This is a genomic window from Agrobacterium sp. DKPNP3, from assembly GCF_052686535.1.
Map to the genome: position 1 here is coordinate 34,821 of NZ_JBQYSN010000012.1, position 17,161 is coordinate 51,981.

A 17,161-nucleotide genomic window follows, 5' to 3' on the forward strand; every position below is an offset into this window, starting at 1 on the left:
AACGTCTCATGCGGAGAGCATCAGTTCCATGTTCTGCACGGCAGCACCGGATGCGCCTTTGCCGAGATTGTCAAGCAGCGCCACGAGATTGATATGCTCACCGCCCTCGGTACCGAAGACGAAGAGCTTCATCGTGTCCTTGCCAGCCAATTCCTCGGCATCGATACGCGCGAGCCCCTTGCTTTCGGCAAGCGGCACGACGCTGACGATATCCTGTCCCGCATAGTGGGCGGTGAGTGCCGCATGGATCGTTTCGATATCAGTGCCTTCCGCCAAGTCGGCCGCGAACAGCGGCACCTGGACGATCATGCCTTGCGGGAAGCGACCGACAGAGGGCGAAAACAGCGGCGCGCGGTCGAGCTGGCCATGAATCGTCATTTCCGGCACATGCTTGTGCTTGAGCGTCAGGCCATACAGGAAATTGTTGGCGCTGATGGCGTCGTCGCGGCTCTGGTCTTCCATCTGCGCGATCATCTGCTTGCCGCCGCCAGTGTAACCGGAAACCGCGTTGACGCTGACAGGATAACCGTCCGGCAGGAGGCCTGCGGCGCGCAGCGGGCGCAGAAGGGCGATCGCGCCGGTCGGGTAGCAGCCCGGATTTGCGACGAGGCGGGCGGAACGAACCTTTTCGCCCTGGTCCTTGTCCATTTCGGCAAAGCCGTAAGCCCAGTCCTGATGGACGCGATAGGCGGTCGAGGTGTCGATGATGCGGACATTATTGTTGCCAGCGACCATAGAGACCGCTTCCCGCGACGCATCGTCGGGCAGGCACAGGATTGAAATGTCGGCATTGTTGAGCATATCCTCGCGCATCGCCGCATTGCGACGTTCGGCTTCCGGAATGGACAGCAGCTCGATATCGCGGCGACCGGCAAGGCGCGTGCGGATCTGCAGACCCGTGGTGCCGTGTTCGCCATCGATGAAGATCTTCGCTGTCATGTCCTTGTCCTGACTTTTCAGAGTGTTGCGAGGGTATTCGGAATCAGTTTGGCAAGCGCCGTTGTCTTTGTCAGCCAGCCTTGGCCAGCCGTTCGGCACGCAGGCCAAGCATATACATTGCAACGGTCGCTCCGGCAATGGCGGTAATATCCGCGTGGTCATAAGCGGGTGCGACCTCCACCACATCAGAGCCGCGAATATCGAGCTGGCCAAGCCCGCGCAAAACGGAGAGAATTTTCGCACTGGTCGGCCCACCAGCCACAGGCGTGCCTGTTCCCGGTGCAAAGGCGGGGTCGAGGCAATCGATATCGAAGGTCAGGTAGGCAGGCATGCCAGCCGTGTGCTTGACGATCAGCGACGCGATATCCCTCGCCCGCATTTCTTCCACCTCGTAACCGTGCAGAATGCGGATGCCGAAATCTTCCGGGGCGTGGGTGCGGATGCCAATCTGGATGGATCGATCCGCGTCGATCAACCCATCCCGCACGGCGCGCGCCACGAAGGAACCGTGGTCGATGCGCTTGCCATCGTCAAACCAGGTATCCTGATGCGCGTCGAACTGCACCAACGCCAGTGGCCCGTGCCTGGCGACATGGGCCTTCAGCAGCGGCCAGGTAATGAAATGATCGCCGCCCAGCGTCAGCAGATAATCCGTCTTGGAGATGATCGACCGCGCTTCCTTCTCGATCGTGTCAGGCGTTTTCCAGTGGTTGCCGTAGTCAAGCAGGCAGTCGCCATAATCGATGGTCGGCATACGGGCAAAAAGATCGCGCGCGAAGGGATATTGCGGATCATTGTCGAAGATCGCCGAGGCGCGGCGGATCGCTTGCGGCCCGAAACGCGCGCCGGGACGATTGGATGTCGCGGCATCAAACGGGATCCCCCACACGGCCGTCGAAACACCCTTGAGGTTTTTCGTATATCTCCGCCGCATGAAGGACAACACGCCCGCATGGGTGGGGTCGGTAGCGGCCGATGTAAGGCTCGTCGCGGTGAAGGCGTGGTCGATTGTTTTGGATGGCATTGTTCACCCCTTGCGTTTTGCGCCGAGGTTGCTGTCTTCGCGCTCAAAAAACAAGGGAGGAATGCCATGAAAAAAGGCGGAGCCGAAGCCCCGCCTTCCGAAGTTCTGAACGAACCGTTCCGGTAAGCGATTAGCGCTTGGAGAACTGGAACGAACGGCGGGCCTTGGCCTTACCGTACTTCTTACGCTCGACAACGCGGCTGTCGCGGGTCAGGAAGCCGCCCTTCTTCAGAACGGAGCGCAGGCCCGGTTCGAAGTAGGTGAGGGCCTTGGACAGGCCGTGACGAACGGCACCGGCCTGACCGGAGAGACCACCACCGGCAACGGTGGCGATGATGTCGAACTGACCCGTACGGGCAGCGGCGACGATCGGCTGCTGGAGGATCATCTGCAGAACCGGACGTGCGAAATACGTGGTGAAATCGCGGCCGTTGATGATGATCTTGCCAGAACCGGCCTTGACCCATACGCGGGCTACGGCGTTCTTGCGCTTGCCGGTCGCATAGGAGCGGCCGAGGGTGTCAACCTTGCGGACGTGCACGGGAGCCGAAGCTTCCGATGCCGGGGCGAGGTCTTTCAGAGAGGAAAGATCGGCCATTATCAGGCGCTCCTTACGTTCTTCTTGTTGAGCGCGGCAACGTCGAGAACGACCGGCTGCTGTGCTTCGTGCGGGTGGTTGGAACCAGCGTAAACGCGCAGGTTCTTCATCTGACGACGGCCGAGCGGACCGCGCGGGATCATGCGCTCGACGGCCTTTTCAACGACGCGCTCCGGGAAGCGGCCTTCGATGATCTGGCGAGCCGTACGCTCCTTGATGCCACCCGGGTGACCGGTGTGCCAGTAGTACTTCTTGTCGGAATACTTCTTGCCGGTGAGGGCAACCTTTTCCGCATTGATAACGATGACGTTGTCGCCATCATCAACGTGGGGGGTGTAGGTAGCCTTGTGCTTGCCGCGCAGGCGGGTTGCAACGATGGTGGCGAGGCGACCAACAACGAGGCCTTCGGCGTCGATGATGACCCACTTCTTCTCCACCTCAGCGGGCTTCTGAACGAAAGTAGACATGAATTTCACTTTCTAACGTGGACCCGTCATCCTCTTCAGGAAGAGCATACGGGCGTTTCTTGTTGCTTGGTTTGGTTGCCGTTAAAGACAACCGCAAATGACCCTATTCCGGCTGGAATCCGGTCTGGCGCGCTTATACGGTGCGCGAGCCAAAGCGTCAATATGAACGAATTTGCGGGCCGTAAAAATAAGCAAATGAAATCATATAGTTATGTATGTGGTAATATTTTACCCCACTAAATTGACTTATTTTACCCTAGCCGCATCACCAGAACGCCCGCTGCAATGATGCCGCCGGCGAGATAACGCCACATGCTCGCGCGCTCCTTGAGGATAACCACGGAGATCATCAGCGCAAAAAGGATGGAGGTCTCCCGGAGCGCCGCGACGACGGCGACGGGCGCCTTCGTCATAGCGTAAAGGGCGAGCCCATAAGAGAGAATGGATCCGAAGCCGCCGATCAGGCCGCGCCACCAGTTGCGTCCGACATGCTGCATGACGGGTGCGACGCCGCGCTGGAAAAAGGCGAAGCCGAACAAAAGTACCGGCGGCAGAAGCGACATCCACAGCGTATAGGAGATGGCGTTGCCAGAGAGCCTTGCGCCAACACCATCCACGAATGTGTAGGAAGCGATTACGAAGGCATTGAGGAGGGCGACGAGGATTGCCTTTCCACCGCCCCGCCGGGCTTCGAAAGCGAGCGTCAGGATGCCCGCGGAGATGATGGCAACGCCGGCGAGGGCGAGGGGGCTCAAAACCTCGCTCAGGAACAGGCTGCTCGTCGCCGCAACGATCAAAGGCGCAACGCCGCGCATGACGGGATAGACGAGCCCGATGTCACCGATCGTATAGGCGGCGGCCACAAGGCGGAAGTAAGCGAATTGCAGGACGGCGGACGCAACCAGAAAAGGAACGGCGACAGGCGAGGGCAACGGCAGGAACGGCAGAAAGGGCAGCGAACAGGCCGCAGCGCCCGCCGCGATCAGAGATGCATCCAGTGATTTGTCGGTTCCCGATTTAACCAGCGCATTCCATCCGGCATGCAGCATCGCGCCCAGAAGCACCAGAAGAAGAATGTCGATTGTCACGGTAAAGACTCGCTTGCGGGCAACTTTTTGCAGCCTACAGCATCAGCCTGAAAACCGGAATCGATTTTAGACCTGGTCCGGTCGCTTTGCGGCGCAACCTCGATCGTTGAAGGCAGTCGGCTAACTTCATGGCGACAAATCTTTACGCGCGCAAAAAATATCCTTTCTGCGGGTGATCTCTCCTTGGAATGATTTTGCGTTGGCGCCTTGGTCAATTCCATGGAGAAAATGGCGATCTAGGCGATGGTGAGGAAGCGTTTTCTGAGCCCTGATGACGTCGCCGAAGCACGTCAAGCGCGAGAATCTGATTGTATTCCCTTGGAGCTGCAAAAGTCTTTCCGTTGATGTCAGAGTGAAAAGAAATTTCATAATGCGCCAGTTTTATGTCCTATATCGTTACAGGTTTTCGCTACGATCGATTTAGGTCATAACTTTGTGAAAATTAGGTGTCGCTAATTCAAGTGTGAACGGAATGAAAACAAACAGGAGACGAACGGCGCTCTGTGTGCACGCTTATGTTGTTTTCGGCGGCCCTCGTCGGGGCTCATCGTTATATTCAAAAGCTGAGGAATGCAGTCAATTTCATCCGCGTTTTCGTGTTTTATGAAATGGTTTTGCGTTTTCTGGTTCGTGCGCTTGTCCGCCAGAGTCATGGTTCGAGGATGAATTTCTAAGGAGCAGGATTAAAGCTGCCCGCTAGCCTTACTAGATGGAAGACGCGGACCTATATCGAAGAGACGTCTTCGACCATGCAGGCTGGCCTAACGCATCAAATAATTAGATGAAAGAGGTGAGCGCGTGCCTGTAAAACCGCGAGACACCTGGAAAGGGAGAAGTTGACATGCAGCATGATCATTACGAGCCCGACTACATCAGAAAAATTCTCACCGACGTCAAAACGATTGCGCTGCTCGGCGCGTCCCCTAACCCGGACCGGCCGAGCCACGGCGTGATGCGTTTTCTACTGTCAAAGGGTTACCGCGTGTTTCCCGTCAACCCCGGTCAGGCTGGCAAGGAGATATTGGGCCAGAAGGTCTACGCACGGCTCGCCGATATTCCCGAGCCCGTGGATATGGTCGACGTCTTTCGTGCGCCGGAATATCTGTCGGCTATCGTTGAAGAGGCGATAGTACTGCCGGAGCGACCGTCGGTGATATGGGGCCAGCTTTCCGTTCGCGATGACAACGCCGCAGCCAAGGCGGAAGCCTATGGCATGGATGTCGTGATGGACCGTTGCCCCGCAATTGAGTATCCGCGTCTCAATATTACAAGATAGTTAGTACGGATCAGACTTATCATTTGGCGGCAAGGCATTATGATCCCTCCAAAATTCCAACGGAGGAAACATCATGTCGAGCAGCAATCCCGGATTTTCGACGCTGGCCGTCCATGCGGGCGCACAACCTGATCCGACAACCGGCGCACGCGCGACACCGATTTATCAGACCACGGCCTATGCCTTTCGCGATGCGGACCACGCCGCAGCCCTTTTCGGACTAAAAGAGTTCGGCAATATATATACCCGCATCATGAACCCCACCCAGGCGGTTCTGGAGGAGCGCGTGGCGGCGCTGGAAGGCGGCACGGCGGCGCTTGCTGTCGCGTCCGGCCACGCGGCGCAATTGCTCGTCTTCCACACGCTTCTGCAGCATGGCGACAATTTCGTCGCGGCGCGCCAGCTTTATGGCGGTTCGATCAACCAGTTCGGCCATGCCTTCAAGGGTTTTGACTGGCAGGTGCGCTGGGCTGACGCTGCTGATCCCGGGAGCTTCGAGGCGCAGATTGACGAGCGCACGCGCGCGGTTTTCATCGAGAGCCTTGCCAACCCCGGCGGCACCTTCGTGGATATCGCCGCCATTGCCGAGGTTGCCCACCGCCACGGCCTGCCGCTGATTGTCGATAACACCATGGCGAGCCCCTATCTGCTGCGACCGCTCGAACACGGTGCCGACATCGTGTTGCATTCGCTGACGAAATTCCTTGGCGGCCACGGCAATTCCATGGGCGGTATCATCGTTGACGGCGGCACCTTCGACTGGTCTGCAACGGACCGATATCCGGCCCTGTCGCAGCCGCGGCCGGAATATTCCGGCGTGGTGTTGCACCAGACATTTGGCAATTTCGCCTTCGCCATAGCCTGCCGCGTTCTCGGATTGCGTGACCTCGGCCCGGCGATCTCACCCTTCAATGCTTTCCTCATTCTGACCGGTATAGAAACCCTGCCGCTACGCGTTCAACGCCACTCCGACAGTGCGCTTGCCGTTGCCAAATGGTTGAAAGTACATCCCAAGGTGGGATGGGTGAATTATGCCGGTCTTGAAGATAGCGATAACCACGCTCTTCAGCAGCAATATTCACCAAAGGGCGCGGGCTCCGTTTTCACCTTTGGTGTTAAGGGCGGCTACGCGGCCGGCAAGGCGCTTGTGGAAGGGCTGCAACTCTTCTCCCATCTTGCGAATATCGGCGATACGCGCTCCCTCGTCATCCATCCCGCATCCACGACCCATGCGCAGCTGACGCCGGAACAGCAGACGGCGGCGGGTGCAGGACCGGATGTGGTTCGCCTTTCGATCGGCATTGAGGACGTCAAGGACATCATCGCAGACCTCGAACAGTCGCTGTCGAAAGTCTGAGGACCTGCGGCTATGACAAATCTCGTGCCTTTTGAAGACAGCAGCGTCGAGGTGGAGCACGGTGCGCCTGCGCCTGATAGGCTGCTTTCCGGCGACCCCAAATTCACCACATGGAATCTGGAGGAGGCGCCGGGCGGCATCTACGCCGGCATCTGGCAGTCCACGCCCGGCAAATGGCGGGTGGTCTACGAGGAATGGGAGTATTTCAACATTCTCGAGGGCCACTCCATCCTGACCGAAGACGGTGGCACACCGCGTGAGCTGAGGGCCGGCGACCGCGTCATTCTCCGTCCAGGCTTTACCGGAACCTGGGAGGTGGTGGAAACCACGCGGAAGGATTACGTCATCCGGCTGTGAGAGCCGGGTGTTTTCCAGCGCCTATTGCGCTTCGAATTTAAGGATCGACGGCAGAAGCCCGGGAAACCGGGCTTCGAGATCCTCTGTTCGGACAACACTGATATTTTCGACGCCCTGCTTGTGGGTGCGAATCAAGCCGGCTTCCCGCAGAATACGCATATGACTGGACAGGGTGGAGCGCGGCATGTCCTGACAGGGCGCCGCCGCACCGCAATTTTGCCCCGTCTCGGAACCCCATAATTTTCTGACGATACCCATGCGCGCAGGTTCGCCGAGAGCGGCGAGCACGGCGGTGAGCGAGATGTCTTCGCGAGCAGGATGAAAAAACTGAGCCATAAGCGGCCTGTAGCATATGGATTGACAAGCTTCAATATTTCAATAAAACCGAAATACCGAATTATGGTGTTTCGGAAATGATGACATTCATGGAGTGTGCAATGTCTGGATTATTCAGTGGGCAGGTCGTGGTCGTTACCGGCGGGTCGACAGGCATCGGCTTTTCCGTCGCGAAGTTGGCTCTGGAAGGCGGAGCCACTGCCGTTTATGTGACGGGCCGTAACGCCGCCAATCTCGAAGCCGCAGTCGCCAGGCTCGGGCGGGGGGCGATCGGATTTGCGTCCGATGTGGCCAATCTCTCCGATCTGGAAAGGCTCAAGGCACGCATCGAGGCCGATGGCCGGAAAGTGGACGTGCTGGTTGCCAATGCTGGTATCGCCGAGAACAATGACCTCGGCGATACCCACGAGGCCCTCTACGACCGGATTTTCGACATCAACGTCAAGGGCGTGTTCTACACCGTGCAGACATTGCTGCCGGTCCTGCGCGATGGCGGCTCGGTCGTGCTCACCGGGTCCATCGTCGGTAACAAGGGCCTTGAGCGGTTGAGCGCCTATAATGCCTCCAAGGCTGCCGTTCGCTCATTCGCCCGCAGTTTTGCCAACGACCTGAAGGCGAGGAGCATCCGCGTCAATACGGTGAGCCCCGGCATGACACGCACGCCGATCATGGAAAACGGCCTGAAGCTGGACCAAGAAAAGATCGCCGGTTACGAGGCGTATCTAAAAGACGCCGCACCGATCGGTCGTATGGCAGACCCCGACGAGATTGCCGAGGCCGTGCTTTTTCTGGCATCGTCCAAGGCAAGCTACATCACCGGCGTCGAACTCTCGGTTGATGGCGGTCTCGCTCAGATCTGAGGCGTGAGGCTCAGGCAACGCTCACCAGCTTAGATCGAGCCGCTCCAGGCCATGGAAGTGATAGACATCCTTGACCTTGGGCGGCTCTGCGATCTTCAGGCCGGGCAGACGTTTGAAAAGCAGCGGCAGGGCGAGATTGAGCTCCAGCCTCGCCAGCGGCGCGCCGATGCAGAAATGGATGCCGGCGCCGAAGGAGACATTGGCGCCTTCGTTCCGGTCCGGCCGAAACGTCAGCGGGTCGGAGAATTTCAATGGATCGAGATTGGCAGCAGCCAGGATGAGGCTCACCTTGTCGCCGCGCTTGAATGTGACGCCGTCGATCTCGACCGGCTCCAGAACCCAGCGCTGGAAGATGTGCACCGGTGCGCAGATGCGCAGGGTTTCTTCCACCGTTCGTTCCGTGGCGACCTCGTCGTTGAACAAGGCCTGCGGCAATATCCCGCTTTCCAGAATGATACGCACGGAATTGCCGATCTGGTGCACGGTCGCTTCGTGGCCCGCGTTGAGCAGGACGATGGTTGTTGATACCAGCTCGTCATCCGTCAGGTACTGGCCCTTGTGCTCCGTATGGATCATGTGGCTCAGAAGGTCGTCCCTGGGTGCCGCCCTTCGCTCAGCAATCACACTGCGGACATAATCCGAAAATTCCTTTGCAGCCCTGTCAGCCAGAAGTTCGTCTTCGGGCGTGCGCTTGAATATGTACATGCCGACATAGGCATGTGACCATTTGAGAAGCTGCGGCCCCATCTCCTCGGGAATGCCGATCATGCGGGCGATCATCGTCACCGGGATGATATCGGCGTAGGAGGAGAGCAGTTCCGTCTCGCCCTTCTTTTCGAAAGCATCGATCAGCCGGTTGGCGAGTTCCTCGATTTCCGGCTTCATCCTGTCGACATGGCGGGAAACGAAGGCGCGGTTGATAAGGGTGCGCAGGCGCGTGTGTTCGGGCGGTTCGAGCTCTAGAAGCGAATGCTGCTCGGCAAGGTCGAAGTTCTTCACATGCTCGAATGGCTGCGGCAGGCCCAGTTCCTCGCGGCTTGCCACATGCAGAATCTGGCGACCGAAACGGCGGTCGCGCAGGAGGGCGCTGACATGGTCGTAACCGGTGAAAAACCATTGCCGCTGCTCTTCCCAGTAGAAGGTAGGACATTGTGCATGGAGCGCGGCATAAACCGGGTTCGGATCGTTGTAGAAGGCCGGATCGCGGGCATCAAGGGAAACGCGGCGTGTGGCGGGATCGATTTGGAGGAAAGGAAATGTCGCTGTCATGGTGATGGTTTAAGCTGACTGCCGGGTTTTGAAAAGGTCGGTCCGACAGCTCGTTGGCGTTCGAAGAGGTGTCACCCCGCGGTGATAGGGTTACCGGCTGGCAATTGCAGCTATACGGTTGAGCGCCGCGACCTGCCGATCCGCATTGTTATCCATCGGATCTTCGTCGCGATCCGTGGCCGGTACGACGACATTGGCTGAATTCACATGGATGACGGTGCGGTTGCGCCCCGCTTTCTTGGCCGCATAAAGCGCGCGGTCCGCCTCGGTCATCATCTTGTTGAGGTCGGCATCCCTGACGACCGCTTCGGATATGCCAACGCTGGTCGTGACTTCGATCGCCTGACCGCGGGCGGTGATGTTGGAGTGGCGCAGGTTGCTGCGAATGGATTCCGCCAGCGCCACGGTGCTGGAGGGGCTGTCCACCTCGGCGACCAGAGCAAATTCCTCGCCCCCCATTCGAACGAAGAGGCCTCGGTTGCCGATGACGCGCTGCGCAATGGAGCAGAAGTGAACGAGCACGGCGTCACCCGACTGGTGGCCATAGCGGTCGTTGATCTTCTTGAAATGATCGATGTCGAAAAGAGCGAGCGCCACGTAGCGGTCAGAGGCATGGGCGCGCTTTTTGATGCGATCGAATTCCTCAAGCAGGCCGCGCCGGTTGAGAACGCCCGTCAGATGATCCGTCATGGCGAGACGCTGTAGACGAACCTCCGTATCCTCCATGATAATCTTGGCGCTGATCATGATGATCGCGGTGAAGCCGAGCATGCCGGAAAACGCAAGCGCCGATGTCAGCGGAATGGCATTGGGGGCAGCAGCATTGGCCGGGATGACAATCGAGGCGACGATAGCGCCGGCGAAAGCCTGCAGGATCAGGATCGTCGCCAGGACCTTTCGGCTGCGCGAGCGGCGCTCACTGCTCGCGAGAAGAATTCCTGCGAGCATGAAATAGCCCGTGGCCGCACTGGCGTGATAAAGCAGGATGCGGGCCACCATATTGTCGCGCACAGCCGGCACGAACATTCCCGCGATCCACAGCAGGGCCGGGATCGCGATCCAGCCGGCGAGCGTGCGTCGCTCCAGCGTGAGGAGGCCGGCAAGCCAGAAACCGAACGCGGCCAGCGCCAACGTGTTGCCGACCTGAATGGACAGGAAGCTTGAAATTTCCCCACGCAAAGCGACCATGACCGTCCCGACGCCGGTCACGAGAAAACCGGCCGCGAAATAGAGATTATGCCGACGGGCAGGGCGGTGCAGCCACAGGGTTCCCAAAAGCACGGCAAGGGTAAACGTTTCCGCCGCCCACAGTAGCGTGCTCGTCTTTGCATCCAGCATTGCAAAATCCTATCTGCGCCATCATGCGGCAATAGCGGGCAAGGTCGCACGACGTGCGTCATTCCCGCTGAATTGTTGAGCTGCCATTCCGCCCGGACGGGCCTATTCGCCAATGGGAACCGAAATTCGTTTTTCAGTATCAGCAGCAAATACTAACGAGTTCTTGCCGGTTAGAAGTTATATCTGTGCACGACGGAGAAATTTTTCGTCGTCGCCAGTCTTGGTAAAATTTTGATGGCGCGGAAACAAGTGGCTGCGGTTGGGGCGACCGGGTGCAAAAGCCTGCCGGTGCTGGCCCTCAAGCCCTGTAAACGCTGTTGAGCCGTTAAGGATATGCGGCTTCCTGTCTTGAAGTACGGGGCAGGGACACTCTATGTAGGGGGAACGAAGGTTAGAAGTGATTCCGGAGCGGTTTTCCGCGAAGGGCAGAGTTGACAAAGGACGGACATGAAAAATCCAGTTGATACCGCCATGGCTCTGGTGCCGATGGTCGTTGAGCAGACCAATCGCGGCGAACGCTCCTACGACATATTTTCCCGTCTTCTCAAGGAACGCATCATTTTCCTCACCGGTCCGGTGGAAGACCAGATGGCGTCGCTCGTCTGCGCCCAGCTGCTTTTCCTCGAGGCGGAAAACCCCAAGAAGGAAATTGCGCTCTACATCAATTCGCCAGGTGGCGTCGTGACCGCCGGCATGGCGATCTACGATACGATGCAGTTCATCCGTCCTGCGGTCTCGACGCTCTGCGTCGGTCAGGCCGCATCCATGGGCTCGCTGCTTCTGGCCGCGGGTGAAAAGGGAATGCGTTTTGCGACCCCGAACGCCCGCATCATGGTGCACCAGCCGTCTGGCGGTTTCCAGGGACAGGCTTCGGATATCGAGCGCCATGCCCGCGACATCATTAAGATGAAGCGCCGTCTGAATGAAGTCTATGTGAAGCACACTGGCCGCACGCTCGAAGAGGTTGAAAAAACCCTTGATCGCGACCATTTCATGGATGCAGACGAGGCGAAGGACTGGGGTGTGATCGACAAGATCCTGACGTCGCGCCAGGAAATCGAAGGCGCCGCCGCGAATTGAGGCGCGCCGCTTTTTGACGTTTGTTTGAAGCCGCAAAAGTAATTTCGGGGCTTTCAACCGCAACAGAAAGCGATATTAGTATATATAAAGGCTATGTTGAGATTTTATGACGTAGCTTTGGTTTTGATGGGGAATTCGTTGCAGCCGGTTGTCAGGTCCTGTATCTGATACGGCTAGTACCCCGTTAAACGAGGCGGATACGGCAATGCACCCCAAGGGCGGTCGTATCTGCGGGCGGTAAGTTGACCGCGATCCGTTTGGCGGACCTGCGGCGTGCTGGAAGGAAAGTGATATGAGCAAAGTCAGCGGCAGCAACGGCGGCGACTCTAAGAATACACTCTATTGTTCATTCTGCGGCAAGAGCCAGCACGAAGTCCGGAAACTCATTGCCGGACCGACGGTGTTCATCTGCGATGAATGCGTCGAATTGTGCATGGACATCATCCGCGAGGAGAACAAGACGTCGATGGTGAAGTCGCGCGAGGGTGTACCCACCCCGCAGGACATCATCAAGATCCTCGACGAATACGTCATCGGCCAGAAGCAGGCGAAGAAGATTCTGTCCGTGGCCGTTCACAACCACTACAAGCGCCTCGCGCACGCCTCCAAGAATGGCGATGTCGAGCTTGCGAAGTCGAACATCATGCTCGTCGGCCCGACGGGTTGTGGCAAGACCTATCTTGCCCAGACGCTCGCCCGCATCATCGACGTTCCCTTCACCATGGCGGACGCAACGACGCTGACCGAAGCCGGTTATGTCGGCGAGGACGTGGAAAACATCATTCTGAAGCTGTTGCAGGCAGCGGATTACAATGTCGAGCGCGCCCAGCGCGGCATCGTCTATATCGACGAAGTCGATAAGATTTCCCGCAAGTCGGACAATCCGTCCATCACGCGCGACGTGTCGGGCGAGGGCGTTCAGCAGGCGCTTCTGAAGATCATGGAAGGCACGGTCGCTTCCGTTCCGCCGCAGGGTGGACGCAAGCATCCGCAGCAGGAATTCCTGCAGGTGGATACGACCAACATCCTGTTCATCTGCGGCGGCGCCTTTGCCGGCCTCGACAAGATCATCTCGGCCCGTGGCGAAAAGACCTCGATCGGCTTCGGTGCGACCGTCAAGGCGGAAGACGACCGGCGTGTGGGCGAAGTGCTGCGCGAGCTGGAGCCGGAAGATCTGGTGAAGTTCGGCCTCATTCCGGAATTCATTGGCCGTCTGCCCGTTCTGGCGACGCTGGAAGACCTGGATGAAGATGCGCTGATCCAGATCCTGTCCGAGCCGAAGAACGCTCTGGTCAAGCAGTATCAGCGCCTGTTCGAGATGGAAGATGTCGAGCTGACCTTCCACGAGGACGCGCTGCGCGAAATCGCCCGCAAGGCGATCACCCGCAAGACCGGTGCCCGTGGCCTGCGCTCGATCATGGAAAAGATCCTGCTGGATACCATGTTCGAACTGCCGACGCTGGAAGGCGTACGCGAGGTCGTCATTTCCGACGAGGTCGTCAGCGGTGTCGCCCGTCCGCTTTACATCTATGCGGACCGTCAGGAAGAAAAGACCAACGTTTCGGCCTGATGGGCTGATGCAATGTTGGACGAATTTAAAGGCCCGCATCCGTGCGGGCCTTTTCTATTGGAGCGACTTTGCGAAACTTGCGTCTAACTTGATGAAGCCCGATTTTGCGTTTGGAGCGGATTGCGCTTTGCTGATAAAGTCTTACAACTGATTTGCAGCGCGATATGACGGAAATGTGAAATTCGTCGGCGACCCGGTTCCTGACCCTTGAGGATAACCGGAATGTCGGGAGTATGAGCCAGCGCTGAGTTTTGTTGAGTTTCTCGGTCTTGCCGCTGCGTAAGGCTGTCTGTTCCGACGACTTGAAATCGGTGTTTCGAAACTCCACTTTCAGTCTCGAGAAATGAATGTGCCGGATGCCCCAAGCTGTCCGGCAAAGTGTCCCGAAAGGGACCAGGAAAGGAAATGATATGACGAACATCACGTCTGCGGCATCTGGTGGTACCTATCCTGTACTTCCCCTGCGCGACATTGTCGTTTTCCCGCATATGATCGTTCCCCTGTTCGTCGGGCGGGAAAAATCCATTCGTGCGCTCGAGGAAGTCATGGGTTCGGACAAGCAGATCATGCTTGTCACCCAGATCAATGCCAGCGACGACGATCCGGCACCTGAAGCTATCCACAAGGTCGGCACTGTCGCCAATGTGCTTCAACTCCTGAAGCTTCCCGATGGCACCGTGAAGGTGCTGGTGGAAGGCAAGGGCCGCGCCCAGATCGACAGCTACACCGGCCGCGAGGATTTCTACGAAGCCTCGGCGACGCCGTTGCAGGAGCCTGCCGAAGACCCGGTCGAAATCGAGGCGCTCTCGCGTTCGGTCGTTTCGGAATTCGAGAGCTATGTGAAGCTCAACAAGAAGATTTCGCCCGAGGTTGTCGGCGCTGCCGGCCAGATCGACGATTATTCGAAGCTTGCCGATACGGTTGCTTCTCACCTGTCGATCAAGATCACCGAAAAGCAGGAAATGCTGGAAACCGTCAGCGTGAAGCAGCGGCTTGAAAAGGCGCTTGGCTTCATGGAAGGCGAGATTTCCGTGCTTCAGGTCGAAAAGCGCATCCGCTCGCGCGTCAAGCGTCAGATGGAGAAGACCCAGCGCGAATATTACCTGAACGAGCAGATGAAAGCGATCCAGAAGGAACTCGGCGACGGCGAGGATGGCCGTGACGAGATGGCCGAGTTGGAAGAGCGCATCGCCAAGACCAAGCTTTCCAAGGAGGCCAAGGAAAAGGCTGAAGCGGAAATGAAGAAGCTGCGCCAGATGAGCCCGATGTCCGCGGAAGCGACCGTCGTGCGCAACTATCTGGACTGGTTGCTTGGCCTGCCCTGGGGCAAGAAGTCCAAGATCAAGGCCGACCTCAACAACGCCGAGAAGATCTTGGATCAGGACCACTTCGGTCTGGACAAGGTCAAGGAGCGGATCGTCGAGTATCTGGCAGTGCAGGCCCGTGCGACGAAAATCCGTGGCCCGATCCTGTGCCTCGTCGGCCCGCCCGGCGTCGGCAAGACCTCGCTCGCCAAGTCGATCGCCAAGGCGACCGGCCGCGAATATGTGCGCATGGCGCTGGGTGGCGTTCGTGACGAAGCGGAAATCCGCGGTCACCGCCGCACCTATATCGGCTCCATGCCGGGCAAGATCGTTCAGTCGATGAAGAAGGCCAAGAAGGCGAACCCGCTCTTCCTGCTCGACGAAATCGACAAGATGGGCATGGATTTCCGTGGCGATCCGTCGTCGGCGCTGCTCGAGGTTCTCGATCCGGAACAGAACTCCACCTTCATGGACCACTACCTGGAAGTGGAATACGACCTGTCCGACGTGATGTTCGTGACCACGGCCAACACGCTGAACATCCCGGGCCCGCTGATGGACCGTATGGAAGTGATCCGCATCGCCGGTTACACGGAAGACGAAAAGCGCGAAATCGCCAAGCGTCACCTGCTGCCGAAGGCGATCAAGGAACATGCCCTGCGTCCGGCAGAATTCTCGGTCACCGATGATGCCCTGATGGTCGTCATCCAGCAGTACACCCGCGAGGCGGGCGTGCGCAGCTTCGAACGCGAGCTCATGAAGCTGGCGCGCAAGGCTGTCACCGAGATCATCAAGGGCAAGGTCAAGTCCGTGGAAGTCACCGCTGCCAATGTTCCGGATTATCTGGGCGTTCCGCGGTTCCGCCACGGCGAGGCCGAGCGCGAGGATCAGGTCGGTGTCGTCACAGGTCTAGCCTGGACGGAAGTCGGCGGTGAGCTGCTCACCATCGAAGGCGTGATGATGCCGGGCAAGGGCCGTATGACGGTCACCGGCAACCTCAAGGAAGTGATGAAGGAATCCATTTCGGCGGCGGCATCCTATGTCCGCTCGCGCGCCGTGGACTTCGGCATCGAACCGCCGCGCTTCGACAAGAGCGACATCCACGTGCACGTACCGGAAGGGGCAACCCCGAAGGATGGTCCGTCGGCCGGTGTCGCCATGGCAACCGCCATCGTCTCCATCATGACCGGCATTCCGGTTTCGAAGGATGTGGCGATGACAGGCGAGATCACGCTTCGTGGTCGCGTTCTGCCGATCGGTGGCCTGAAGGAAAAGCTGCTTGCAGCGCTTCGCGGCGGCATCAAGAAGGTGCTGATTCCGGAAGAAAACGCCAAGGATCTGGCGGAGATTCCGGACAACGTAAAGAACGAGATGGAAATCATTCCGGTATCGCGCATGGGCGAGGTTATCAAGCACGCCCTCATCCGCCAGCCGGAACCCATCGAGTGGGACGGCAGCATCGAAACGCCCGTGATTGCAACGGTCGAAGGTGTTGATGACGGCAGCCAGACCATCGCACATTGAAGGCCCACAGGCACACGAAAGGCGGGAATCGCCTTTCGTGGCGTGTGTCGCGTAGATTCAATGTGTTAGCCCTTCCAAGGGGAGTGCGGTGTTTAGTCCCGCGCAAGTGATGCGAATTTGGCACGAATATGTGGAAGGCCGGCAGAAATGTCGGCCTTTTTTGTGAAAAAAACTCCAGACCCCTTGTTTTTCAGGCGATTCCAGCGCTTTTGGGTTGCTGCGCGCGGATACAAACGTATTCTGCGCCGACTTAATTTGAGTCGTTTCAAACCATTGAAAGGGGTGGAAACATGAACAAGAACGAGCTCGTCTCTGCTGTTGCCGAAAAGGCTGGTCTCACGAAGGCAGATGCTGCTTCCGCTGTTGATGCCGTATTCGAAACCGTACAGAGCGAACTGAAGAACGGTGGCGACATCCGTCTCGCCGGCTTCGGCAGCTTCTCCGTCAGCCGTCGTGAAGCCTCCAAGGGCCGCAACCCTTCCACGGGTGCTGAAGTCGATATCCCGGCTCGCAACGTTCCGAAGTTCTCCGCAGGCAAGGGCCTGAAGGACGCCGTCAACTCGTAAGGTTTCCGAAGGGTCGCGACGCCCGCGGCGGGCGAGCGGCTTTTCAGGTCACGAGGATAGATGTTTTGACGCGTTAACGCCATTATGGCGCGCCTGTGTGGCCTCCATCCGGCCACAAGGGCGCTCCGATAAGCGGAATGGACGCAGATACAAAAAAGCCCGGTCTCCAAGGCCGGGCTTTTTGATTCCCGGCGTCGGGTGTCATGCC

The 17,161-nt window shown here is 58.3% G+C and carries 16 protein-coding genes; 8 read left to right on the forward strand and 8 right to left on the reverse strand.

The window, feature by feature from the left end; genetic code table 11:
• Window positions 1-6: 6 nt before the first annotated feature.
• The 5 genes from argC to ACUTJJ_RS05660 form a co-directional block, all read right to left on the reverse strand.
• The gene (gene argC / locus ACUTJJ_RS05640) at window positions 7-939 is read right to left on the reverse strand and encodes an N-acetyl-gamma-glutamyl-phosphate reductase (RefSeq protein ID WP_445541575.1); all 933 of its coding nucleotides are present in this window, start codon (window positions 937-939) and stop codon (window positions 7-9) included.
• Window positions 940-1,009: 70 nt separating this feature from the next.
• Window positions 1,010-1,963 carry an agmatinase gene (speB, locus tag ACUTJJ_RS05645; RefSeq protein WP_445541576.1) on the reverse strand — a complete coding sequence of 318 codons (954 nt, stop codon included), beginning with the start codon at window positions 1,961-1,963 and terminating at the stop codon, window positions 1,010-1,012.
• Between the two features lie 130 nt (window positions 1,964-2,093).
• Window positions 2,094-2,561 carry a 30S ribosomal protein S9 gene (rpsI, locus tag ACUTJJ_RS05650; RefSeq protein ID WP_003521540.1) on the reverse strand — a complete coding sequence of 156 codons (468 nt, stop codon included), beginning with the start codon at window positions 2,559-2,561 and terminating at the stop codon, window positions 2,094-2,096.
• A gap of 2 nt (window positions 2,562-2,563) precedes the next feature.
• Window positions 2,564-3,028: a 50S ribosomal protein L13 gene (rplM, locus tag ACUTJJ_RS05655; RefSeq protein WP_004441288.1), complete on the reverse strand. Its 465-nt coding sequence runs from the start codon at window positions 3,026-3,028 to the stop codon at window positions 2,564-2,566.
• Between the two features lie 251 nt (window positions 3,029-3,279).
• On the reverse strand, window positions 3,280-4,116 hold the full coding sequence (locus ACUTJJ_RS05660; protein WP_445541577.1) for an EamA family transporter: 837 nt from the start codon (window positions 4,114-4,116) through the stop codon (window positions 3,280-3,282).
• An 841-nt stretch (window positions 4,117-4,957) separates the two neighbouring features.
• Between ACUTJJ_RS05660 and ACUTJJ_RS05665 the strand changes: the two genes are divergently transcribed.
• The 3 genes from ACUTJJ_RS05665 (at window position 4,958) to ACUTJJ_RS05675 (ending at window position 7,106) form a co-directional block, all read left to right on the forward strand.
• The gene (locus ACUTJJ_RS05665; RefSeq protein ID WP_063951212.1) at window positions 4,958-5,392 is read left to right on the forward strand and encodes a CoA-binding protein; all 435 of its coding nucleotides are present in this window, start codon (window positions 4,958-4,960) and stop codon (window positions 5,390-5,392) included.
• A 73-nt stretch (window positions 5,393-5,465) separates the two neighbouring features.
• A complete protein-coding gene (locus ACUTJJ_RS05670) occupies window positions 5,466-6,749 on the forward strand; it encodes an O-acetylhomoserine aminocarboxypropyltransferase (protein ID WP_445541578.1) in 1,284 nt (427 codons plus the stop codon).
• Between the two features lie 12 nt (window positions 6,750-6,761).
• Window positions 6,762-7,106: a cupin domain-containing protein gene (locus tag ACUTJJ_RS05675; protein ID WP_063951210.1), complete on the forward strand. Its 345-nt coding sequence runs from the start codon at window positions 6,762-6,764 to the stop codon at window positions 7,104-7,106.
• Between the two features lie 21 nt (window positions 7,107-7,127).
• Here ACUTJJ_RS05675 and ACUTJJ_RS05680 read toward each other — a convergent pair whose 3' ends face one another.
• Window positions 7,128-7,442 (reverse strand): ArsR/SmtB family transcription factor, encoded by a 315-nt coding sequence (locus ACUTJJ_RS05680; RefSeq protein ID WP_063951209.1) that lies wholly within the window; start codon window positions 7,440-7,442, stop codon window positions 7,128-7,130.
• Window positions 7,443-7,531: 89 nt separating this feature from the next.
• On the opposite strand from ACUTJJ_RS05680, the gene ACUTJJ_RS05685 reads away from it, so the two are divergent.
• Window positions 7,532-8,302 (forward strand): SDR family NAD(P)-dependent oxidoreductase, encoded by a 771-nt coding sequence (locus tag ACUTJJ_RS05685; protein ID WP_172801658.1) that lies wholly within the window; start codon window positions 7,532-7,534, stop codon window positions 8,300-8,302.
• Window positions 8,303-8,323: 21 nt separating this feature from the next.
• On the opposite strand, the gene ACUTJJ_RS05690 is transcribed toward ACUTJJ_RS05685, so the two are convergent.
• Both ACUTJJ_RS05690 and ACUTJJ_RS05695 read right to left on the reverse strand, forming a co-directional pair.
• On the reverse strand, window positions 8,324-9,571 hold the full coding sequence (locus ACUTJJ_RS05690; RefSeq protein ID WP_445541579.1) for a cytochrome P450: 1,248 nt from the start codon (window positions 9,569-9,571) through the stop codon (window positions 8,324-8,326).
• A gap of 90 nt (window positions 9,572-9,661) precedes the next feature.
• Window positions 9,662-10,909: a diguanylate cyclase gene (locus ACUTJJ_RS05695; RefSeq protein ID WP_445541580.1), complete on the reverse strand. Its 1,248-nt coding sequence runs from the start codon at window positions 10,907-10,909 to the stop codon at window positions 9,662-9,664.
• A gap of 447 nt (window positions 10,910-11,356) precedes the next feature.
• On the opposite strand from ACUTJJ_RS05695, the gene clpP reads away from it, so the two are divergent.
• From clpP to hupB, 4 genes are all read left to right on the forward strand, one after another.
• Window positions 11,357-11,989, forward strand: coding sequence for an ATP-dependent Clp endopeptidase proteolytic subunit ClpP (clpP, locus tag ACUTJJ_RS05700; protein ID WP_003521529.1), 633 nt, complete (start codon window positions 11,357-11,359; stop codon window positions 11,987-11,989).
• A 292-nt stretch (window positions 11,990-12,281) separates the two neighbouring features.
• Window positions 12,282-13,559 (forward strand): ATP-dependent Clp protease ATP-binding subunit ClpX, encoded by a 1,278-nt coding sequence (gene clpX, locus ACUTJJ_RS05705; RefSeq protein ID WP_063951205.1) that lies wholly within the window; start codon window positions 12,282-12,284, stop codon window positions 13,557-13,559.
• Window positions 13,560-13,969: 410 nt separating this feature from the next.
• Window positions 13,970-16,387 carry an endopeptidase La gene (gene lon / locus ACUTJJ_RS05710; protein WP_445541581.1) on the forward strand — a complete coding sequence of 806 codons (2,418 nt, stop codon included), beginning with the start codon at window positions 13,970-13,972 and terminating at the stop codon, window positions 16,385-16,387.
• A 290-nt stretch (window positions 16,388-16,677) separates the two neighbouring features.
• On the forward strand, window positions 16,678-16,953 hold the full coding sequence (gene hupB / locus ACUTJJ_RS05715; protein ID WP_003502360.1) for a DNA-binding protein HupB: 276 nt from the start codon (window positions 16,678-16,680) through the stop codon (window positions 16,951-16,953).
• Window positions 16,954-17,161 lie beyond the last annotated feature (208 nt).